This window comes from Algoriphagus alkaliphilus (assembly GCF_900103735.1).
GTDB classification, from domain to species: domain Bacteria; phylum Bacteroidota; class Bacteroidia; order Cytophagales; family Cyclobacteriaceae; genus Algoriphagus; species Algoriphagus alkaliphilus.
This window is the reverse complement of the sequence record NZ_FMXE01000008.1, coordinates 39,875-61,844: the sequence shown is the minus strand read 5'-3', so window position 1 is coordinate 61,844 and position 21,970 is coordinate 39,875. Positions and strand designations below refer to the sequence as shown.

Annotated in this window: 17 protein-coding genes; 11 read left to right on the top strand and 6 right to left on the bottom strand. The window is 42.5% G+C overall.

All coding sequences use genetic code 11. From position 1 onward, the window contains the following. The first annotated feature begins 4 nt into the window (after window positions 1–4). The 5 genes from BLQ81_RS06870 (at window position 5) to BLQ81_RS06845 (ending at window position 8,424) form a co-directional block, all read left to right on the top strand. Entirely contained in the window at window positions 5–1,495 is a 1,491-nt protein-coding gene (locus BLQ81_RS06870; protein WP_092729216.1) for an MBG domain-containing protein, read from the top strand. A 471-nt stretch (window positions 1,496–1,966) separates the two neighbouring features. Next, a complete protein-coding gene (locus BLQ81_RS06860; protein ID WP_092729214.1) occupies window positions 1,967–3,610 on the top strand; it encodes an ABC transporter substrate-binding protein in 1,644 nt (547 codons plus the stop codon). 3 nt (window positions 3,611–3,613) lie between these two features. Then, on the top strand, window positions 3,614–4,906 hold the full coding sequence (hemL, locus tag BLQ81_RS06855; protein WP_092729213.1) for a glutamate-1-semialdehyde 2,1-aminomutase: 1,293 nt from the start codon (window positions 3,614–3,616) through the stop codon (window positions 4,904–4,906). Window positions 4,907–5,039: 133 nt separating this feature from the next. Continuing rightward, a complete protein-coding gene (locus BLQ81_RS06850; RefSeq protein WP_092729346.1) occupies window positions 5,040–7,802 on the top strand; it encodes a M14 family metallopeptidase in 2,763 nt (920 codons plus the stop codon). 271 nt (window positions 7,803–8,073) lie between these two features. Continuing rightward, window positions 8,074–8,424, top strand: a complete 351-nt coding sequence (locus BLQ81_RS06845; protein ID WP_092729212.1) for a Spx/MgsR family RNA polymerase-binding regulatory protein — start codon at window positions 8,074–8,076, stop codon at window positions 8,422–8,424. A gap of 146 nt (window positions 8,425–8,570) precedes the next feature. On the opposite strand, the gene BLQ81_RS06840 is transcribed toward BLQ81_RS06845, so the two are convergent. From BLQ81_RS06840 to BLQ81_RS06830, 3 genes are all read right to left on the bottom strand, one after another. Continuing rightward, window positions 8,571–9,962: a c-type cytochrome domain-containing protein gene (locus BLQ81_RS06840; protein ID WP_092729211.1), complete on the bottom strand. Its 1,392-nt coding sequence runs from the start codon at window positions 9,960–9,962 to the stop codon at window positions 8,571–8,573. A gap of 246 nt (window positions 9,963–10,208) precedes the next feature. After that, window positions 10,209–11,717, bottom strand: a complete 1,509-nt coding sequence (locus tag BLQ81_RS06835) for a DUF1501 domain-containing protein (protein ID WP_092729210.1) — start codon at window positions 11,715–11,717, stop codon at window positions 10,209–10,211. Window position 11,718: 1 nt separating this feature from the next. After that, entirely contained in the window at window positions 11,719–14,445 is a 2,727-nt protein-coding gene (locus tag BLQ81_RS06830) for a DUF1553 domain-containing protein (RefSeq protein WP_092729209.1), read from the bottom strand. 461 nt (window positions 14,446–14,906) lie between these two features. Here BLQ81_RS06830 and BLQ81_RS22210 point away from each other — a divergent pair, with 461 nt between their 5' ends. From BLQ81_RS22210 to BLQ81_RS06815, 4 genes are all read left to right on the top strand, one after another. After that, window positions 14,907–15,077 carry a hypothetical protein gene (locus tag BLQ81_RS22210; protein ID WP_175454178.1) on the top strand — a complete coding sequence of 57 codons (171 nt, stop codon included), beginning with the start codon at window positions 14,907–14,909 and terminating at the stop codon, window positions 15,075–15,077. A 69-nt stretch (window positions 15,078–15,146) separates the two neighbouring features. Further along, entirely contained in the window at window positions 15,147–16,313 is a 1,167-nt protein-coding gene (locus tag BLQ81_RS06825; protein ID WP_092729208.1) for a DUF4221 family protein, read from the top strand. Between the two features lie 76 nt (window positions 16,314–16,389). Further along, a complete protein-coding gene (locus BLQ81_RS06820) occupies window positions 16,390–16,722 on the top strand; it encodes a hypothetical protein (protein ID WP_139183577.1) in 333 nt (110 codons plus the stop codon). A gap of 46 nt (window positions 16,723–16,768) precedes the next feature. Next, window positions 16,769–17,098, top strand: a complete 330-nt coding sequence (locus BLQ81_RS06815; protein ID WP_139183576.1) for a hypothetical protein — start codon at window positions 16,769–16,771, stop codon at window positions 17,096–17,098. 30 nt (window positions 17,099–17,128) lie between these two features. On the opposite strand, the gene BLQ81_RS06810 is transcribed toward BLQ81_RS06815, so the two are convergent. Next, window positions 17,129–18,079, bottom strand: coding sequence for an NAD-dependent epimerase/dehydratase family protein (locus BLQ81_RS06810; RefSeq protein ID WP_092729345.1), 951 nt, complete (start codon window positions 18,077–18,079; stop codon window positions 17,129–17,131). Window positions 18,080–18,233: 154 nt separating this feature from the next. Here BLQ81_RS06810 and kbl point away from each other — a divergent pair, with 154 nt between their 5' ends. Further along, a complete protein-coding gene (gene kbl / locus BLQ81_RS06805) occupies window positions 18,234–19,430 on the top strand; it encodes a glycine C-acetyltransferase (RefSeq protein WP_092729205.1) in 1,197 nt (398 codons plus the stop codon). Between the two features lie 94 nt (window positions 19,431–19,524). On the opposite strand, the gene cdaA is transcribed toward kbl, so the two are convergent. Beyond that, window positions 19,525–20,400, bottom strand: coding sequence for a diadenylate cyclase CdaA (cdaA, locus tag BLQ81_RS06800; RefSeq protein ID WP_092729204.1), 876 nt, complete (start codon window positions 20,398–20,400; stop codon window positions 19,525–19,527). Further along, window positions 20,397–21,173, bottom strand: coding sequence for a dihydropteroate synthase (gene folP, locus BLQ81_RS06795; protein ID WP_317042023.1), 777 nt, complete (start codon window positions 21,171–21,173; stop codon window positions 20,397–20,399). Before folP ends, cdaA begins: the two co-directional genes overlap by 4 nt. Window positions 21,174–21,295: 122 nt before the next feature. Here folP and BLQ81_RS06790 point away from each other — a divergent pair, with 122 nt between their 5' ends. Continuing rightward, window positions 21,296–21,853 (top strand): DUF1599 domain-containing protein, encoded by a 558-nt coding sequence (locus BLQ81_RS06790; RefSeq protein WP_092729344.1) that lies wholly within the window; start codon window positions 21,296–21,298, stop codon window positions 21,851–21,853. Window positions 21,854–21,970: the final 117 nt, after the last annotated feature.

Below are 21,970 nucleotides of genomic sequence, written 5' to 3'. Positions count from 1 at the left end.
GGAGATGGAAAAAAGCTACGGTGATCCTGATTATACACTAGGGCCTGAAGTAGATGCGCATGGAATCTCTATCTCCTACTTCGCATTGGATACCTCTGTTGTTAAAATCACCGGAAACCAAGCAATGATTTTGAAGGCAGGAATTACTACCATTTATGCAAAAGCAATTGGTCATTCTGTATATAATACTAACATTCCACTGGAACAGACACTGACAGTTAGCCCCGCCGTGCTTAGAATTTCGTCCAAAACAGATCAAAGTAAATTTTTTGGTACTGATGACCCCATGCTTGAATACATTCTAGAAGGATTCCAATATGATGATGGTAGCGAAGTAATCACCGGGAATTTAATCAGAGAATTAGGTGAGCAGGTTGGTTTTTATGAGATTTTAATTGGATCCTTGGCTGCGGGAGGAAATTATGAAATTGAATACCATGGGTCGCATTTTCAGATTTTCAAGAAAAAAATAGTAGTAGAAGCCATTGAAAAGCAAAAGATTTATGGACAAGATGATCCGCAACTTTCCTTTCTGGTAAGCGGAATCAATCCTGATGAAATAAGCGTGGTACTATCCGGTAGCCTGATGAGGGAATCAGGAGAAAAAATTGGAAAATATCAGATTGGACAAGGCAACCTTCAGACTGATTTCAATTATGAACTGGTTTTCAAAGAGTCGTTTTTAGAAATCATCCCGGCTGAACTTAGCCTGATTTTTAACCCTTCAGAAATTGTAACTGAATGGTCTAAACTACCTGCTTTGCCCAAATTCGTTAGTGCGCTCACTCAGGATGGTCAGATTTTGGAATTGGGCGTGACTTGGCAAACAAATCAATTGAACCTGATGGAAGTGGGGACATGCGTACTATATGGATCAGTAGGACTCCCGCAAGGAATTGTAAACACTGAAATGCTGAAGGCCGCACAACCGCTTAAAATATTAGCCAAACCTGCGCCCGAAGATGTGTTGTTGAGCAATAACCGATTTGAGCCAGGATCTCCAAAATCCATTCAAGAAATCGGGAAATTAAGTGTCATAGACAAAGCTGATGTGGTTCATACTCTCTCGCTTGTCAAGGGAACGCTCGATAATTCACTCTTTGTCCTCAATGGAAATTCGCTTTCATGGAAAAATACTGGGGACAGCAAATTCAAAAATCAGTATTCTATCCTCGTTGAGGCTTTGGATCGAGCAGGGAATGTCATCCAAAAACAGTTTCAACTGAAGTCTGAATTTGTCCGCTTGGGAGATATTGAGATTTTCAATTCATTTTCACCAGATCAGGATGGGATTAACGATTCATGGGGAGTACCTGCTCTGTCAGGAATAGAAGGTATCAGGATACAGATTTTTGAAAAAAGTGGGCAGCTTATGCATTCGACCGTCAATCCTTCCGAGAGATGGGATGGAACTTTCCTCGGAAGGCACCTACTATTGGGTTTTGACTTTATCCAAAACAGGAGAAGTGAGGAGGGGCTTTTTGAACCTATTTAGAAATTAAGGTCAACTTCCTAAAATCAATAATTATTAAAATTTGTTGAATTTTGAGAATTGTCGAAAATTCAAGTCACTGGGATCAGAAAATTTTACGCTAGCAATCCGTAATTTTTTCTCCTTGGGGCGGCTCAGGGACAATTCAGGAAGTCTGTTTCTCAGTTCCCCATGTTTTATGGTTACAATATTCCAGCCTAGAAAGGCTTCTAAGGATCTGCGAAAAGTGCAACTGTCAGAATTAAAGTTGAAACTCAGTAAGGTAGGTTTCAAAGAAGTATTAGATCAAGATTTTTCGATCGTTTCGAATGAATGTATCTGGAGCAGAGCCGATCTGCCTGATTCGATAAAAATTCTTAAAACATGAAGTAAAGTCTTCCGGTTTTTCATTTTTACTGTCTTCGGTACAAACTTTGGGTTTGGAAATAATGGGTTAAATTTGCCCTGCATCAATTATGCTTTTCCCTTGGTATTATGCGAAATCTGTTTCTGTTAGTTCCCCTGTTTTTTACCCTACATGTACTAAATGCTCAAGGTCTTCCCCCGGAATACCAAAAAGCGAAATCAGCGCTGCTTGCTAAGGAATATTGGGATGCCATGAATGGGTTCAAGTCTTTCACTAATCCGGATAAATACGGGAATTTAGCAAATTACGCAGCTTTTCACCTTGCTGAAGCTGCACTGGGAGCTAATCAACCTACTCAGGCGATTAGTGCGCTTCAGCCGATTTATGGGAAAAACTGGAATAAATCTGACGAAGCTAAATACCTCTTAGCCGCAGCTTATTTTCAAAATAACCAAAATACTGAAGCACTTAAAGTCATCAAATCAATCAAGAAAGACCAAATACTGGAACAATCTTATAATCTGACTTTTGCATACCTCAGTAAAGCGACTTCCAGCTATTTGGTGGCTAATCTGGATGAATTCAAATCCAACGAAGGATATACAAGCAGTCTGGCTACCGTATTGCAAAAGCAAACGGTCATGTCGGCGAGCGAAATTCAGGCATTGAATCAAATCAAATCATCAGTACCAATCAGGAAAAATGTGGTCAAAAATGATGTGCTTGACATCGTCGTCATTTTACCTTTTACCTCTGGTAATGCATCGGCAGTCACGAACTTGGGATTCACAGATTTCATGTTTGAACTTTATCAGGGAATTGAACTTGGTGTCGAGCAACTCAAAAGTGAAGGTCAGAAAGTGAACTTGGTAACATTTGATTCGAAAAGAGATCTAAATCACCTCGCCAACCTGTTAAAGGATCCGGTGGTAACCAATGCAGACGCGATCATAGGGCCTATTTACCTCGAAGAAACGGATTTAGTGAGTGCATTTGCTGAAAAAGAGCAAATTCCATTTATCCACCCACTTTCCAATTTGGGTGAGCGGTTTGAGCAATATAAATACAGTTATTTATTCAGACCATCGGTTGCTTCTCTTTCTTCCGGTATTATTTCAAACTTGAAATCCCAACGATGGGGCAATCGAGTAGCTGTAGGCTATAGTGGAAGTTCAAGAGATGAAAAATTAGGACTATTGCTGCAGACAGAATTGGAAAAAGCCGGTTTTAAAATCGTGAAAATCCAAAAACTGGATTCTCGGAACGCCTCCACCTTCCTGCAAGGGCTTGGCGTAAGCCGTGGAAACAATCCCTCAATTGATCAGGTGATTTTGCTTTCTGACGATCCAGCCATCGCCCAATCAGTCTTTTCCTTGATGGAAAGCATCACCACCTCCGTCCCAATACTGGTGATGGATTCATGGTTAGGGTTCAATTTTGCCAATTACGAAATGCTGGAGTTTCCAAACTTTCACTTCATTGCCAATAATACGCCCAAGTTTGACACTTCAGAGATGAATCAATTTCGAAAAAAATATTACGAGCAATATTATGCCTATCCCGGAATGAACTCAATCTTAGGTTCAGAAATAGTGTATTGGTTGGGTTCCAATGTGAAAACCACTTTTAATTTTGACTTACAAAGAAGTCTGGACCAAAAACCTTTTCAGGAAGGCAAATTAACTTGGGGTTTTAATTTTCAAAATTCAAACAATAACCGATATACGCCAGTGTTCAAATTAGAAGCTGGAGAACTGATTCCTTTACAATAGACCATGCAAATTTCTGAAAGCAAGAGGCTTTTTGCCCATGCGAAAAATTTTATCCCCGGTGGGGTCAATTCCCCGGTAAGGGCATTTCGTGCTGTGGGCGGTGACCCGATTTTCATCAAAAAAGCAAATGGAGCCTTCATTTATGACGAAGACGACAATGCCTACATCGAAATGATCAACAGCTGGGGGCCTATGATTCTTGGCCATAATCACCCAATGATCCGTGAGGCGGTGATCGCAGCGATGGATCACGGAACTTCATTTGGTGCACCGACAGCCCGAGAAGTGGAGATTGCGGAGCTGATCGTAAGCATGGTTCCATCTGTGGAAAAGGTTCGTATGGTCAACTCAGGCACTGAAGCGACCATGTCTGCGATTCGAGTTGCAAGAGGCTATACGGGTCGTGACAAATTCATCAAAATGGAAGGACATTACCACGGTCACGGAGATTCCTTCCTGATCGCTGCGGGATCAGGAGCGATTACCATGGGACATCCCGATTCACCGGGAGTTACAGAAGGAACGGCTAAAGACACACTATTGGCTCCTTACAATGATCTGGAAGCCATTGAAAGATTAGTTATTGCCAATAAGGGTGAAATAGCGGCATTGATTCTTGAACCTGTACCCGGGAACATGGGCCTTTGCCTTCCAAAACCCGGTTATTTGCAGGGATTGAGAGACATCTGTACCCGTGAGGGAATTGTCTTGATTTTCGACGAAGTGATGACAGGGTTTCGCCTCGCAAAAGGTGGCGCTCAGGAACTTTTTGGAGTGACGCCGGATATGACAACACTTGGCAAGATCATCGGTGGAGGTATGCCTGTAGGAGCCTATGGAGGCAAAAAAGAAATCATGGAATTCGTTTCGCCTGCTGGACCTGTTTACCAAGCTGGGACACTTTCAGGTAATCCGATTGCCATGGCTGCCGGTCTGACCATGCTGAATTATCTGAATTCTCACCCTGAAGTCTATACCCGATTGAATGAAATCGGAATGCAAATCGCTTCAGGGATTGCCTCAATTAATCATCGGCTTGGGCATGACATTACCATTAATCAACTGGGAAGTATGTATTCTCTGTTTTTTACAGAAGAGAACGTGACTGACTTTGAATCTGCCAAGAAATCGGACACCGCTTTGTTTGGGAAATACTTTCAGGCGATGCTTCATCGCGGGGTCTATTTGGCTCCTTCTCAGTATGAGAGCTTATTCCTGTCCACGGCCCTTACCGATGATTTGATCGCAAAGATTTTGCAGGCACATGAGGAAAGTATGAAAGAGATAATGAATTGATAAGCAATGGCTGGCAGAAATGTCAGCCTTTTCTTTTTTCTAAATCTGGGTTTTACATGAGTAGAAAATCACCTATCAGCCAATTTTGCTATCTTAACCACTGATAGTAATGTCCACCAATCTTTCCTGTTTTATGAAAAAGCCACTCATTATTGGGGTGATGGCCCTGTGCTTGATCAGTCCTGCTATTTTTGCTCAAAAAGTCGATTTAGAATACAACACCAAAATCAAAGCGCATACCACAGATTCAAGATTTTTACCTGCGTCGGTGCTGAATGTAGTTGATCACCCTACGATTCCATCTCCTTTGAAGCATTTTGGGGAAATCATCGGGGCACCCGGTGTGATGCACAATACAACCGAGATCTATGGATACTATCAGCTTTTGGCAGAAAAGTCTCCACACCTCCAAATCAAACAGGTAGAAACCTCAGAAGAAGGTCGACCGATCTATGTGGTAATCATCGGAAATGATGATAGCATGAACAAGCTGGATGTGTATAAGAATCAACTCAAGCGACTGGCTGATCCAAGAATTACTTCTGCCGAAGAAGCTGAAACTATCCTTGAATCGGCAAAACCTGTCTACTACCTGAATGGTGGAATGCACTCCACAGAGATGGGTTCTCCGGAAATGCTGATGGAATTGACATACAGACTCGTGACCAGCGAAGAAAAATCCATTAAGCAAATCCGAGATAACGTCATTGTGCTGATCAATCCGGTATCCGAACCTGATGGCAGAGACAAACTGGTAGATTGGTACTATCGCTATACAAAAGCAAGAACTGATTGGGATGATGGTTTTCCCCGTTCAGCTCCCTATTGGGGCAAATATGTGTTTCACGACAATAATCGAGACGGTTTGCAGGTCTCACAGGCAATCACGAAAGGCATTTTTTCGATCTTTTACGAATGGCATCCTACCGTCATGCTGGATCTTCATGAGTCCGTTCCTTTGCTTTATATCTCTACCGGTACCGGTCCCTACAACGAACAGGTGGATCCCGTGACCATCGGGGAGTGGCAAGTCATGGCCAATCACGACATCACCACCCTGGCAACTCAGGGAATGCCGGGAGCGTTTACTTGGGCTTTCTATGACGGTTGGTGGCCTGGATATGGCATTTGGGTAGCCAACAACCACAATTCCAATGGGCGATTTTATGAGACTTTCGGCAATGCGGGAGCAAATACCTACATGCGGGACCTTTCCAACCAGAAATATGCAGGGGATCCTGCGACAACACGGGAGTGGTATCGTCCTGATCCACCCACAGAGCGGGTTTATTGGTCAGCTCGAAACAATGTGAACTATATGCAGGCCGGAGTTCTTGCTTCATTGACATATGCTGCGCAAAATGGGGAGCAACTCCTGCGCAATTTTTACCAAAAGGGAGTGAATTCTATCCGTAAAGGAAAAGAGGACAGCCCAAAAGCTTTTGTCATTCCTACCCAACAAAAAGACCCGACAATGGCAGCTTATCTGGTCAACCAACTTCGGGTACAAGCCATTGAAGTCCATCAGGCCGACTCAGGGGAATATGTGATTCTTTTGGATCAGCCTTACCGAAATCTTGCCGTAACATTGCTCACGGAGCAGAAGTATCCAAAAGAAGCCAAATTTCCACCTTACGACGACATTGCTTGGACTTTGGGCTACCTGTACGGAGTAGAAGTGGAGCAAAAGGACAGCATTGCCTATGAGATTTCTTCCCTTAAAAAAGTCGAATCTGAGCTGAAGTATGAAGGAGAAATTTCAGGTTCCGGTAATTCCTATTTCATCCACTATCAGGCCCAAAATACTGTGCTACCGGCATTGTACTGGATTAAGGAGCAGTCCAAAAACGCTGAAATTCGCGTAATTAAATCTGAATTTATAATTGGCCAGGACACCTTGAATATTGGATCAATGATGATCAAAGGAATTTCTTCTTCTCAGGCTGTGGAGTTGGGGAAAAAGTTTGGCATTGACCTGATTCGCAGTTCATCGACTCCAAATAATGACCACACTCACCTTGTACAACTTCCAAAAGTGGCCATTTACCATACTTGGTTCAATACGCAGGATGAGGGTTGGTCACGCTATACGTTTGAGCAACGAGGAATTCCGTACACCTCCATCGATAAGGATGATCTGAAAGCAGGTAATCTCAAGTCAAAATTTGATGTAATCTTGGTTCCAAGATCAAGAGGAACGGCTGCTGATTTTATCCATGGAATTGACTCCCGATTCGGGCCGATGCCTTATACCAAAACCGCACAATTTCCTTCACACGGCTTCCCGGATTCCAGTCCGGATATCACAGGGGGGCCGGGGTTTATGGGAATAGAAAATCTTAAACAATTTATTGAGGCAGGTGGTGTGGTCATCACGCTGGACAATTCTACCGTGATGGTAGCTGAGACAGGGATTACCCGTGATTTGAAACCGTATGCTGCATCGGGATTATTTCATCCGGGTTCTGTGGTTACTGTCAAAGCCAAGAAATCAGATCACCCCATTTTATATGGATTTCCTGAGACTTTTTCAATTTTCAAAGGGAATGGTCCACTTTATCAGGTAGATCTGGCAAAAAGGGACATGATGCTGCTTCAGTATGGCACCAAACCGTTGAAAGATGAGGAACCCTATACCGGAGAAATTATGGGGATGGAAAAAACCGAATCAAAAAAAGAAGAAAAAGCTGCTGCGGGTAAAGAACCACCGTATGTGAGATCAGGAATGGTGAGAAATGAACAAACTATTATCGGTCAGGGGAGTATTTTCAATGTTCCTGTGGGCAAGGGACGGATCATCGCCTTTACCTTTGACCCACTTCATCGATTCCTGAATCATCATGATGCGCCTTTAGTTTGGAATACCCTTATTAATTGGGATGATTTGGGGGATTAAAAGTCTGAAGGCTATTTTTGCCAGAAGATCATTTGAAATCGAGCCTGCCTGAGGCAGACAGGCATGATCCAAAGCGAAACACTGAGGGATGCCCCGAGCTATCGGGGAATACATGTGAAGATTCCTTGTTACCAATAAAAATCAATTATAAACACATGAAATCAAGCATGACGAGAGCGTCACACACTGGGATGATTGTAAGCCATGCGAGATTCCATCTGACCTTTGAAAAACAAAAAATAAACAGATGAAAAATAAAACCAATCACTAGATGTCTATCAAAGTCTACGGAATAAAGAATTGCAATACCATAAAGAAAGCCTTTGACTTCCTGGAGTCAAAAGGCGTTTCCTATGAATTCATTGATTACAAAAAGCAAAAGCCGACTCAGGAACTTTTAAATGGGTTTTTAACAAAAACTCCCCTTGAAACTTTGGTTAATAAACAGGGGACGACTTATCGAAAAATGGATGAAGCGCTGAAGGCGGCTTTGGAAAAAGTCGAAACAGCATTTCCCATTCTGATCGAAAACTCCAGTATGATCAAGCGACCTGTGATTACCTATCCGGATGGAAGTCTGACTTTGGGATTTGTGCCGGAAAAGATTGAGGAGAAACTTTAAATAGAATTTTTTAACCATTAAGAGAATTAAGGAAATTTAGAGCGGATAATCAGTTCGGTGTGCTTAATTTTTTCGTTCCTAAATTTTCAATAAAACTTAATGAACTCAATTTTCTTAATGGTTTCAATTTGTCTAATTCTTGAATGTTAATACACAACCGTATCCGTCGGTAATTTAGGAAGGGAGTAGTTTCCTGTTTCCAGAAGAAAAGGCAAACTTAGCTTTCCTGAATTTGGGAATTCTTCCGCTGCAGGAGTCTGATAGGCGAAGACTTTTTGAAGGGATTTGCTGGTTGACAGCTGCTCGATTATCCTGAGATTCACTCCGGTCTTGTTTAGATAAAGCAATTTTAGGTGAGGCAATCGAGCAAGTTTATCCAAAGAATTACCGGAAACCGCTGTTTCATTCAGCTTCAAGACGGTCAGATTAGATAGTCCTTCGAGGCTGTCCAGAATAGCATCTGTGGCCTGAGTTCCACTTAAATCCAGATACGCGATCCTGTTTTTTATCGGAGAAAGCTTCTCCCAATCAGAATCCTGAAATCCTGAAAAATTGGTACAGCTTACTTTCAATAATCCCGAACCTGATTCTATGGCTTCCGCAAAAAATCCTGCGGTTTTCAATGTCGCAAGTGAGTCTGCCGATAGAATCGCAAGGGAAGTTTTTGGATAAAAAGGAAGCTCACTTTTCAGAATAAACTGCTCGATGAGTTTTCTTGAAATTCCAGCCTCTGCAAGGGTTTGGGTTTCTTTTCCCCCTTTTTTGATCCAACTCTCAATCAAAGCAATTTCTTCTTTGGAGGGCTGACGTTTCCCAGCAGGGGGCATGTGTTTTTCATCATCCTTGGGTAAAATCAATCGGGCGAAAAGTTCGCTATGTTCGGCATCTCCTGCTGTGAAAATCAGTCCATCTTCTCCTCCTGCAAGCAATCCTTTCATCGTAGTAAGATCCAATTCCCCTTTTTGATTTCTGGGATTATGGCAGCTTTTGCAGTTTTGATTGAAAATTGGCTGGATTACTTCAGAAAATAATTCCGCATTTTCCCAGCTTTCCTCCGGGAGTTGGGGGCCTTTTTCGGGCAAGATTTCAATCCCCAAAAAGGATTGCAATCCAGGCGGAAGAACATCAGTGAAATGACTTTCCCCGTGGGTTAGATTTCCTCCCAAGTGGCCTGTGATGGTCAAAATCAAACCCAGTACAAACGCAAATACTTTTCCTTTCGATTGAATCACGTCTTTTTTTCTGAGATGAAAGAAAAGCCCAAAACTCCCCAAGGCTGTCAGAATTCCTCCGACCAAATGAACGCGTACATCTTCCCAAGCAAATCCTTCAAACTGATACTGCAGAAATCCACTTATTCCTGCGCCCAAAGCGGCAATTCCGCCAATCAAAAAAGCAAGTCGAATAGCGGGCAGGAAATTGTTCTTTTCTCTCTGAGGAAAAAAGCAAAGTACTATCCCAAAAATCAGAATACCGATTGGTAGGTGAACCAAAACCGGATGCATCCGGCCTAAAAGGGGCCCAAGGAAATCAAGCATAAAAAGAAGGGATTTTAAGCTTTTTGAAAAAAGGACAAACTCTCCCTATAATTCTTGTGGTAGGTAGACCGAAGACCGGAGACCGAAGAAATTCTAGCATCTTGGTCAAAAGAGTTTTTAACTGACTTTTTGAAAGATGGGAAAAATGATTGATTTCCATTTAAATTAATTCTCGATTACAGTTGTGTGAGATTTTGAACGAAGATTGATTTTTTTGCTGTCCAAGATTTTTCAAAGTTGGATTTTCTAAGCTAGGACTGAATGAATCAACTCCCCGTGGACATCGGTCAGACGAAAAGGCCTTCCTTGGAATTCATAGGTAAACTTCTCATGATTGAAGCCCATCAAGTGTAGAATTGTCGCGTGCAGATCGTGCACCGAAACGCGTTCATCAACTCCCGAAAAGCCAAAATCATCCGTAATTCCGTAACTCGCACCTTTCTTGACTCCGCCTCCGGCCATCCACATCGTGAACGCATCTACGTGATGGTCACGGCCCATGAAGCCTTGAATTTTTCCTTCCCGGTTTTCCTGCATCGGTGTTCGGCCAAATTCCCCGCCCCAAACGACCAAGGTTTCCTCAAGCAATCCTCGTTGCTTCAAATCCAGGAGTAGTGCTGACATCGGGCGGTCAATTTCTCGGCACTTGTTTCTCAGTCCCTTGTCAATCGAACCGTCGTGATCCGTGCCATGCGTATCCCAACCCCAATCATAGAGTTGAACGACCCGCACGCCTTTTTCCACCAGTTTTCTGGCCAGGAGGCAGTTGTTGGCAAAAGACTCCTCACCTGCTTTGGTTCCGTAGAGTTCATGGATGTGTTCCGGTTCATCGTTAATGTTCATGACTTCAGGCACTTCGATCTGCATGCGGTAGGCCATTTCGTACTGATTGATCCGGGCAAGGATCTCAGGATCGCCAAAGGTTTCGAAATCTTCCTGATTCACCTGATTGATCGCGGAAATGACGTTTTTCTTAAGATCCCGGGACATCCCTGATGGGTCCTCCAAATAGAGAACCGGGTCACCCTTAGCCCGGCACTGTACGCCTTGATAGACGGAAGGTAAAAAGCCGGAACCCCAGACACTTTTGCCTGCATCCGGAGTTTTTCCTCCCGAAGTTAGCACTACAAATCCTGGAAGGTTTTGATTCTCCGTCCCCAAACCATACGTCACCCAGCTACCCAAACTTGGCCTTCCCAGTCTTGGCGAACCCGTCTGCATGAATAATTGCGCGGGACCGTGGTTGAACTGATCGGTATGCACTGCCTTGAGGAAAGCCACTTCATCCGCCACCTTGGCGAAGTGGGGCAGGTAATCCGAAACCCAGGCACCGGATTGGCCATGCTGTGCGAATTTTGCCTGCGGTCCGAGCATTTTCGGAACACCGCGGATAAAGGCAAATTTCCGCCCTTCCAGCAAGCTCTCCGGGCAATCTTTGTCGTGGAATTTGGCAAGTTCAGGCTTGTAGTCAAAAAGCTCCAACTGAGATGGTGCTCCGGCCATGTGGAGGTAAATGATGGATTTGGCTTTGCCCAAAAAGGGTGGAGGCAAAGGTGCCAAAGGATTCAAATCCCGCTCGCTGAGATTTAAGCCAGTAGATTTTTTGATCAGTTGCTCCGGTTCGCAGCCAAAAAGCAGCGGTGCCATCGCCAAACCCCCGACTTTGCTGACACAATCAATCAGGAAATGTCTCCGGGTTTGATTTTGCAGCTTTTGAACCGCAAGTTCGGCAAAGAGTTTTTCATGGCTATTCATCCTAAGGCTTGGTTAAAAATTCATCCAGATTCATCATGGCATTGGCTACTACTGATATGGCTGCTACTTCGGGTTTTGCTCCGGGATAGAATTCATTCAAAGCATTGGGATCTTTGGTGAATTCTGCTTTTGCGGAAGCGAACAAGGCAAGAAGTGTTTTCTTTTTCCCTTCGGAAATCGGACTTAAGATCAGTTTTTCATAGGCAGCCGAAATTGCTTTTTCAGGATTTTCTCCGCTCTTTTCCCAGGTATTTTTCCCTAAGTTTTTTGCGGCTTCAAGATAAACTGGGTCATTGAGCGTGACCAAGGCCTGAAGGGGGGTATTGGTCACCAGTCGTTTGCTGAGACACACTTCCCGGCTTGCCGCGTCAAATGTGATGAAGGAAGGGTAGGGGCTGGTCCGCTTTAGGAAGGTGTAAATTCCTCTTCGGTATTTATCTTCTCCCTCGCTTTCTTTCCAGGATTCTCCATTATACACTGTTTGCCAAATCCCTTCCGGTTGGTGGGGTTTGACTCCTGGGCCATACATTTTTTGGCTGAGCAGTCCGCTTACAGCCAAAGCCTGGTCCCGAACTTGCTCGGCTGCAAGGCGAAATCTTGGTCCTCGGGAGTACCATTGGTTTTCCGGGTCTTTTTGAAAAACCTCTGCCGAAAGAACAGAAGACTGCTTGTAAGTAGCCGAAGTGACGATCTCACGGATCAAAGCTTTCATACTCCAATCGTAGTCATTCATCGTCTTCCAAGCCAGGTAATCCAGCAATTCAGGATGACTTGGGGGATCGGATTGACTGCCCATATCTTCCAAAGTCCGGACGATTCCTCTGCCAAACAGCTGATCCCAAACCCGATTCACAAGGGTGCGGGCGGTAAGTGGATTTTCCGGCGATGTGAGCCAATAGGCAAATCCAAGTCGATTGGCTGGCCATTCTTCTTTCCAGCCTCCAAGTTCATCCGGGATTTTTGGTTTGACTTCTTCTCCTAAAACCATCCAATTTCCCCGCTCAAACAGATTTGTTTTTCGGGCCATGTAGGGTGGATTTTCGATCAAAATGGGAAGTCGGGTGCCTTTGAATTTGAGCAGCTCTTCCCAACTTTTTTCAGCTTGCGCAAAGCCTGACTTGTCTTTTCCTTTCAGACTTGGCACAAAAGCAAACCATACGATTGAGGAAGTATTTTGCTGAGGTCCGGCTGATGGATTTTCTGCTTCGATGTAGAGATTGACTTTTCCTGAAATGGGTTTGAAGGGAATTTGCCTGACCACTTCTCCTTGAGTTTTATTCATGACAAATGAAGCTAGGATTTCGCCAGCCGGACCGTCTCTCCGGATCGTCATCTCAGTGCCATTCAATCCAGTCCAATAGTCCAACAGAATCTGATCCGAGCCTTGGGTGTCGATGTTTTTGTAAACAGCCGAACCACCAGACCAGAGTCCCAGCCATTTGGTGTCGATCAGTTCGGACCTGTTGAAGTCAGTTGCTAAGTGAGCAGCATATTTTGGTTCGTAGAATTTTAGGAAGTCAGATCGGGTTTTCGCAGCCTTTTCTCCTTCATTTTCTTTGGCCCAAGTAATGACCGCATCGATTTGGCTTTGCTGCTCAGGTTCATAGAACCGCAATCTAGGCTCCTCATCGTGGGTGTCTTCGTCTCGGGTGTTGTTGAAAAAGGCCGCCGACTGATAGAATTCCTCATGCCGAATCGGATCGTAGGTATGGCTGTGGCATTGCACGCAAGCCATCGTGGTACTTTGCCAAACTTCATAGGTAGTATTGACTCGATCCAAAACTGCCGCGATACGGAATTCCTCATCCTCGGTTCCGCCCTCGTCATTGTTCATTGTATTCCGATGGAAAGCCGTGGCCGTAAGTTGGTCTTGCGTGGGATTAGGTAATAGATCACCGGCCAGTTGCTCCACGGTAAACTCATCGAAGGGTTTGTCGGTATTGAAAGCCCGGATTACCCAGTCCCGATAGGGCCAAAAGGTACGGGAAACGTCCCGCTCGTAGCCTTTGGTATCTGCGTAGCGGGCAAGGTCCAGCCACCAGGTTGCCCATTTTTCACCAAAGGCTTCAGAGGAAAGCAATTGATCGATGGCTTGCTCATAGCTGATTTTGCCAGAGGAAAAGTCTTTGACCAATGCATCCGAAGGAGGCAAGCCGGTGATATCCAAGGCCACTCGTCGAAGCAGCCGCATGGAGTTTTCTTGAGGAGAAGGAATCAGGCCCTGAGCTTCGAGTTTTTCCCTGACAAAAAAATCGATTGGAGCGAGGGTATTGGATTCATTTACTCCCAGACTTGCTGTAGTTGTCGTAGTCGGAAGCTTGGGTTCCTTTACTGGCTCATAGGCCCAATGTTTTCCCCATTTGGCTCCTTGATCAATCCATTCCTTGAGTAGTTCGATTTCTTCTTCGCTGAGTTGGGCACGCTGGTAGGGCATGCGGAGTTCGGGATCGGAGTGCGTCAGCCGCTTGATCAGTTCGCTGGAGGAGGCACTTCCCGGGACGATAGCCGGATGTCCGGATTCGGTAGGAGCGAAGGCTTCCTCTTCAAACAACAGGCTAAATCCCCCGCTTTTTTTCACTCCACCATGACAGGAAATGCAGTGCTTGTTGAGGATGGGTTTGATATCGGAACTGAAATCAACATCCTTTTCTGCCCCGAAAAAGAAAAAACCGATCAGAGTAATCCCGATCAAAAGGCTGAGAATAATGGCTAGGCGGTGGGTGAGCATGGTCCGAAATGAATCGGAGCTAAACTAGCCAATTTCGAAAGGAAATGGAAGGAAAAATGGGTAAAGCAAGTCAAAAAAGAAATGATAGCATCCATAAAAAGGATTATTGGAATGCCTCTTTTTTACGGTTCTTGGAAATCTTGACAGGCATTGGTTTTCTGTTCAAGGGTAAACATAAAAATTCGTTGTACTTTTTTAGGTCTAATAAAAAATAATTGAAACAAGTTGAAATAAGATTGAATATTTTGTTAGTTTGGATAGTTCCCAAACAAACTAAGGCTTAGGGGGGGGGGGGGGGGAAACCTAAAAATTCAGAAGTTTATTCTGAAAAAATCCGTTTTTCAGATTGTACAATTCCAAGAATACAAGTTTTTGATCCTAAGTGATTTGGAAGTTTGAAACTGATTTTTTAAAATCAACCATTCATTTAATCAGTTCAACACTTTAACCAAAAACAAATCATGAAAAAGAGATTAATCTCACTATCCCTTTCCCTTGTTCTTTTGGGAATCAGTACCACCGGCTCCTTTGCATATCGAATTTGGGTTGATACATATATCAACGGGAAATTAGTTTCATCAAAATGTGGAGGATCTAATGGAGGGTGTCTTCCTACCGTAATTATCCAATAATAAAGTAAGTTCGGGTCGTATATTTTAGGATATGGCCCGAATTTTTCACCAATTTATTATTTTGAATTTATGTTAAGAATTACTTGTCTAGTGCTGAGTGCAACATTTTTGTGCTCTTGTGATGATTCAAAAAAATTGAACTTTGAAAAGGAGTTTAAAGATCTTCTATTCCACCCAGAAAATGATATAGAAATATCATTAAACGATTTATCCTCGAATTTTTTCATGCTCTCTCAAGAGGTCTCTATTTCAAATGATGAATTTTTGGTTTTTTGCAATCCTTTTCCAAATGACCCCAATTTAATTTTTTTTTATAATTTAGTTGATTCCGCAAAATCATTTACCCTTGATTTTAAATCGGAAGGTCCAAACGGAGTAGGTGAAATGAGTGACTTTTTCTTTCATAATCTTGATTCTATTTTCGTTTTTGACCGATATTCCTATCAGATGAGTTTAGTAGATTCTTCAGGACATGTTAAAAGAAAATTTCGGCTTAAAGATTCTGAAGGTATTGAATCTGATGAAAACTCTGTAATTCCCTGGATGGACAATAAAAGCCGAGCTATAATTAGAGACAGATTTTTGTATATCCCTTGTTATCCTGATTCAGATCCCTATTTTTCCAGTTATTCAGGAGAAAATCTTTTAATGAAATTGGATTTGATTTCAGGTGATTTTGATCTTTTGCTAGGTTATCCTACGAAGTATAAATCTGGTGGTTTTTGGGGAGGGCCAGAACATATTTTACCAAGTATTATAAGTTCTTTGGACGGAAATAATTTAGTTGCAAGCTTTCCATTTGAGGATTCCATTTATTCTGTTGATTCTGAATCTGGATTTTTTAAATCTCAAGTTTATGTTAAGAGCGATATAGTTTCTCAAGTTAATCCACTTCCTGAAATATCTTTGGATAGAAAAGTTCGGACCAAATTTCAACTTGGAAATGATTATTACTTTTCAATTTCAAAGGATCAATATCGTCAGAGGTATTATTTGATCGCGAATAAGAGATATTCAGATGATTCTATCGATAAGATAATGAACAGAGAATCAGGTTCTCCCAATGAGCAGAGTTTAATTGTTTTAAATAAAGAATTTCAGAAGATTGGAGAGTATCAACTTCCCAAGGAATTTTCCAGATATGGAATTTTTATATATAAATCTGGTGTATATTTATTGAATAATGAAAATGAAAACAAGCTTATTTTACATAATATTTCTTTTCCTTCTATTTAGTTCTTGTTATAATAGAAATTGTAAATATTCAAAGAATCAATTTACGGATTTTAAAGCCCTTAAATCTAATGAATCCATGCCGGATTCAGTGAAGTTATTTTTTCCCTCAATTGCATGTAGTGAATGCTTAGTGTCTTCAAGGACAATTATTAGAGAATTCCATAAAAAGGATAAAGTTAAACTAGTGATTGTTCCAAATGGGTCAATTAGAGATTCTAAAATTATTTATAGTAATGAGTTAAATGAATTTAGTAGTGTCCTACTCGATAGTTTAAAAAATTATTATCAATTGATCGAAGAAGACCCAAGTTATATTTGGATGTATGTTTATTTTAAGAGCTGTGAATTTAAGATAAAAGTAGAGGGGGGATTGGAAAATGAAATCATTGATTATCTTGAGTTTCTTTAGTTTGTTTTTGGTTTTATCGACTTCATGTGAGAGTAATTCGGATAAATTGAAAATTTATAGTTTAGAAGAAGTTGACGAAGTTGCGGTTCCATCTTTTGGGTTGGATAGTTTCTACAAATATTTAGATGTTATGGTTATTAATCCAAATATAACTTTGAATGATACAATCAAATATTTTGTTGAGTTTACTGTTTTAGAAAATGGAAAATTGAAAATAGGTGAACAATATCCAAGTATATCATTGACTTTTGATTCTATGGTATGCCAAACTATGAAAGATACAGAGCCTTGGATTCCTTCCCAACTGAATGGTAAGAAAGTGTCTACCTCCCTTATACTTCCTTTTAAATTTTCGCCAAAGGTGGCGATTGATTAAAATTTCCGAGTTATGTATAAGCCACTCCCTTTAAAATTTGAAATAACTCGGTAGATTTTTCAAAATATCCACCGTCATCGCGTCCAAGTCATAATCCGGTTTCCAGCCCCAATCTTTGCTTGCACAGCTGTCATCAATGCTGTTCGGCCAAGAGTCTGCAATCGCTTGACGGAAGTCAGGCTTGAATTCAATCTCAAATCCGGGAATGTGCTTTTTTATACTTTCGAAGATCTCTTTCGGGGAAAAACTCATCCCTGACAGGTTGTAACTGGATCTGATTTTTACTGATTCACGAGTTGCATTCATTAGATCTAGCGTGGCTTTGATTGCATCGGGCATATACATCATCGGCAGATAGCTGTCGGCTCGAAGGAAGCAAGTAAATTTCTCACCCGCTAAAGCCTTGTGATAAATGTCCACAGCATAGTCAGTGGTACCTCCGCCGGGAAGAGATTTATATCCAATCAGTCCGGGGTAGCGAAGGCTACGGACATCGACATTGTATTTTTGAAAGTAGTATTCGCACCATCTTTCCCCGGCTTGCTTGCTGATGCCATAGACTGTGTTGGGTTCCTTGACGCAGTATTGTGGGGTGTTGATTTTAGGAGTGTTGGGTCCGAAGACAGCGATGGAAGAGGGCCAATAGATTTTATCCAGTTTCAGTTCTTTTGCAAGCTCTAATACGAAAAGCAAACTTTCCATGTTCAGGTGCCAGGCGAATTTGGGATTTCTCTCTCCCGTGGCAGAAAGTACAGCTGCCAAATGATAGATCTGCGTCACATTTTCTTCCTTGACCAAATCGTGCAGCGCTTCCTTATTCATCGCGTCCAAGACTTCAAACCGGCAATAATCAAACTCGAAACGAGCGGAATCTCTGAGGTCTGTTGCGATAACTTGCTCTCCGCCAAACTGATAGGCAAGAGATCGGGTGAGTTCTGAACCGAGCTGTCCGGCAGCTCCGATGATGAGGATTTTTTCCATGGGAAGATCTTCCAAAAAAGCCCCAAAGTGGCCTTGAGGGTTTTTGTTTATATTTGGGTTTGCTAGCGCAAAAGTAGTAAAAATCACCGCTCCGCCTCAGTTTTTTGATCGGCGGAAATCTCAAAATCTGAAAATCAATTTAATTCAATAGCGCATGTACGATCAGCTTAAACCCAAATTAGAACAAGAGTTAAAATCCATCGAAGAAGCCGGATTGTTTAAAAAAGAACGCATCATCACTTCTCCCCAATCTGCTGAGATTACCATCGCTGGAGGACAAAAAGTGCTGAACTTTTGTGCAAACAATTACCTCGGACTTTCTTCCCATCCAAAAGTAGTAGAGGCAGCAAAAGCGGCCATTGATACCCATGGTTTTGGGATGTCTTCTGTGCGGTTTATCTGCGGAACCCAAGACATTCACAAGGAATTGGAGCGGAAGATTTCTGAGTTTTTGGGGACGGAAGACACCATCCTTTATGCCGCGGCATTCGATGCGAATGGGGGAGTTTTTGAACCGATTTTCGGTGCGGAAGATGCCATTATTTCTGATGCGCTTAATCATGCATCCATCATCGATGGCGTTCGACTTTGCAAGGCAATGCGCTACCGCTATGAACACAATAACATGGCTGATCTGGAAAAGCAGCTGCAGGATGCCATCGCTGCCGGTGCCAAGCAAAAGATCATTGTGACCGACGGGGTATTCTCCATGGATGGAACAATTGCACAGCTAGACAAAATCGTGGCATTGGCAGAAAAATATGAAGCGCTGGTCATGTCCGACGAGTGTCATTCGACAGGATTTATGGGAAAAACAGGTCGTGGCGTACATGAGCATTGCGGAGTGATGGGTAAAATTGACATCATTACCGGGACGCTTGGGAAAGCTTTGGGCGGTGCCTCAGGTGGATTCACTTCTGGCAGAAAAGAGATTGTAGAGCTGCTTCGTCAGCGATCCAGACCGTATTTATTTTCCAATACTTTGGCACCATCGATCACAGGAGCTTCTATCGCGGTTTTTGATTTGCTTTCGCAGACTACCGAGTTGCGGGATAAGTTGGAGGAAAATACAAAGTACTTCCGATCTAAAATGACTGCCGCAGGCTTTGACATCAAGCCGGGCGAGCATGCCATTGTGCCCTTGATGCTTTACGATGCGGTACTTTCGCAGAAGATGGCGGAAAAGGTGCTAGAGAAAGGGATCTATGTGATTGGCTTCTATTATCCGGTTGTTCCCAAAGGTCAGGCTCGAATCCGGGTGCAGATTTCAGCAGGTCACGAGCGGCATCATTTGGATCAGGCGATTGCCGCCTTTATAGAAGTGGGCAAAGAGCTTGGCGTATTAAAATGATTTTTTTGATGCCTAATTGAAATAATAAAGCCTGTCAGAACAAAACTGACAGGCTTTTTACTTCGCTCATTCCTTTGAGATTATTCTTTTCCAATCAGGATTTTCCTGAAATTGCTAAGCGGCTTTTTGTCGAATGGTCGTATTCCGAGAGGCTTTCAAATCGATCATCCAAGTCTTCATTGTTGAGATAGTCGTTGATGATTTCTCTGATTTCCTGAAAAGAAAGATTATGAAGGACTTTGCCGTTTTTCATCATCGACATCTGTCCTGTCTCTTCGGATACGACAAGGATCAATGAATCGGTAGCCTCTGACATGCCAATTCCAGCTCGGTGGCGAAGTCCAAACTGAGCAGGTACTTCTCGCTCCGTAACCGGCAAAATACATCGGGCAGCCTTAATTCGGCCTTTGTGAATGATTACTGCACCGTCATGGAGTGGGCTGTATTTGTTGAAAATCGAGATTAATAGACGCTTTGAAAGTTCGGCATCTAAAATGTCGCCGCTTTCTGCATAGAATTTCAATTCGGTATTACTGGAAATGACCATTAAAGCTCCCGTGTTGCTTCCTGCCAGAACTTTGGAAGCATCAATGATCGGACTGATGTTGAATGCCGAATTTTCTTTTTTTCTCCAGAAAAAAAGAATATCCTTTAAAATATTGTCGTCGGAGAAAATTGAAGTTCGGCCGACAATCAACAGAAACTTTCGGATCTCTGGAGCAAAAATGATAAGGGCAGCAATTACTCCGACTCCCATAAATTGGCCGAGAATTGCTGAAAGCAGTTCCATTCGGAGTGCCCTTACCAAAAGATAAATCAGATAAAGTGAAAGGAAACCGACAAAGATTTTGATTGCAACGCTACCTTTTAGAAGCTTGTAAACCTGGTACAATAGCGCCGCCACCAACGCAATATCGATCATATTGACGATGGAGATGTCCAAAAAACCTATTTTGAAAAGTAAGCTCAAGGGTATAGTTGTTCAAATAGTTTTACAGTCTCTTTTGCTTCCTTAACGTCGTGAACTCTGAGTATGTTTGCTCCTTGCAATAAAGCAAACATATTCAGGGCTGTTGTCCCGTTTAGTGCATTTGTAGTATCAATTTGCAGTGTTTTGTAAATCATTGATTTCCTCGATACCCCAACCAAAAGTGGAAATCCCAAGGTTTCAAAACTTTTTAGATTTTTCAGCAAATAGAAATTCTGCTCAATCGTCTTTGCAAATCCAAACCCGGGATCGATAATTACATCTTTGATGCCAAGTTTTCTAATAAGATCCACTTTTTCCGCGAAATAATGCAGTATTTCTCTCAGAATATCAGAATAATTTGACTGGGACAGCATGTTTTGTGGATTTCCTCTCATATGCATAGCAATGTAGGGAACTCCAAGACTTGCAATCATGGGAAGCATGGCCTCATCCAGATTCCCGGCAGAAATATCATTGACGATATCAGCACCTGCAAATACGGCTTCTTGAGCTACCTTGGATCGGAAAGTATCGATTGACAGTAAGATATCGGGAAATTCCTTTCGGATGACTTCCACAGCGGGTACCACTCGATCAATTTCTTCCTGAATTGAAATATCAACAGCACCCGGTCTTGTACTATAGCCACCCAAATCCAAAAAGGCGGCACCTTCCCGAATCATTTCTCCCGCTTTCGAAAGGATGGCTTCCCGATTTTTATCGATTCTGCTTCCGGAAAAGAAAGAATCAGGAGTCAGATTCAAGATTCCCATCACTTGGGGTTTATCCAAGGATATGATCCTTCCTTTGGTTTGGAGTGTATATTTTTGGGGAAATAATTTATCTTCGGTCGAAGAAGACGGATTTGATCCGGATAGCATTAAACAAAGGAATTTTGGAGACTAATACCAGCAACGAATATAAGCAAGTAATCGCCCGATGTAAAGATTTATTCAGTAAGAAAACACTTGATTATGGGACAGCTTGGAGGATTTTGAGGCTTTCATCGATTACGGATCAGATTTTCATCAAAGCACAGCGAATTAGGTCAATACAGGAAAAAGGGAGTCAAAAGGTCAATGATCCAATCTTGGATGAATTTGTTGGGATCATCAACTATTGCCTGATTGCCTTAATTCAAATCAGCTTGAGAGATGATGACCGTATGGAGATTCCGTATTCCGAACTCGAGTCCATTTATGATCACTGGACTGAAACAACGAGGGGTTTGCTCGAAAATAAAAATCATGATTATGGCGAGGCTTGGCGGGATATGCGCGTGAGTTCGATGACAGATATCATACTGATGAAGTTGTTTAGAGTAAAACAAATCGAGGACAATCAAGGGCAAACAATCGTTTCTGAAGGAATTGAGGCCAACTATCAGGATATGATAAACTATTCTGTTTTCTGTCTGATCAAACTTGGATACCATAAAATTGAACCTGCCTGAATTAGACTGGCAAGACGAAAAACAGTCGATAATAATAGCAATCACCTGTCTGCTGTAGGTAAGTGAGAGCTTCCAAAAGCCAGCCTTCGGGTTTGGTTATTGAAAAAAATAAAATCA

What these genes read in the sequence shown, in the direction of transcription:
- BLQ81_RS06870 (WP_092729216.1), top strand. Translation starts at nt 5, where the DNA reads ATGGAAAAAAGCTACGGTGATCCTGATTATACACTAGGGCCTGAAGTA.
- BLQ81_RS06860 (WP_092729214.1), top strand. Translation starts at nt 1,967, where the DNA reads ATGCGAAATCTGTTTCTGTTAGTTCCCCTGTTTTTTACCCTACATGTA.
- hemL (WP_092729213.1), top strand. Translation starts at nt 3,614, where the DNA reads ATGCAAATTTCTGAAAGCAAGAGGCTTTTTGCCCATGCGAAAAATTTT.
- BLQ81_RS06850 (WP_092729346.1), top strand. Translation starts at nt 5,040, where the DNA reads ATGAAAAAGCCACTCATTATTGGGGTGATGGCCCTGTGCTTGATCAGT.
- BLQ81_RS06845 (WP_092729212.1), top strand. Translation starts at nt 8,074, where the DNA reads ATGTCTATCAAAGTCTACGGAATAAAGAATTGCAATACCATAAAGAAA.
- BLQ81_RS06840 (WP_092729211.1), bottom strand. Translation starts at nt 9,962, where the DNA reads ATGCTTGATTTCCTTGGGCCCCTTTTAGGCCGGATGCATCCGGTTTTG.
- BLQ81_RS06835 (WP_092729210.1), bottom strand. Translation starts at nt 11,717, where the DNA reads ATGAATAGCCATGAAAAACTCTTTGCCGAACTTGCGGTTCAAAAGCTG.
- BLQ81_RS06830 (WP_092729209.1), bottom strand. Translation starts at nt 14,445, where the DNA reads ATGCTCACCCACCGCCTAGCCATTATTCTCAGCCTTTTGATCGGGATT.
- BLQ81_RS22210 (WP_175454178.1), top strand. Translation starts at nt 14,907, where the DNA reads ATGAAAAAGAGATTAATCTCACTATCCCTTTCCCTTGTTCTTTTGGGA.
- BLQ81_RS06825 (WP_092729208.1), top strand. Translation starts at nt 15,147, where the DNA reads ATGTTAAGAATTACTTGTCTAGTGCTGAGTGCAACATTTTTGTGCTCT.
- BLQ81_RS06820 (WP_139183577.1), top strand. Translation starts at nt 16,390, where the DNA reads ATGCCGGATTCAGTGAAGTTATTTTTTCCCTCAATTGCATGTAGTGAA.
- BLQ81_RS06810 (WP_092729345.1), bottom strand. Translation starts at nt 18,079, where the DNA reads ATGGAAAAAATCCTCATCATCGGAGCTGCCGGACAGCTCGGTTCAGAA.
- kbl (WP_092729205.1), top strand. Translation starts at nt 18,234, where the DNA reads ATGTACGATCAGCTTAAACCCAAATTAGAACAAGAGTTAAAATCCATC.
- folP (WP_317042023.1), bottom strand. Translation starts at nt 21,173, where the DNA reads ATGGGAATCTTGAATCTGACTCCTGATTCTTTCTTTTCCGGAAGCAGA.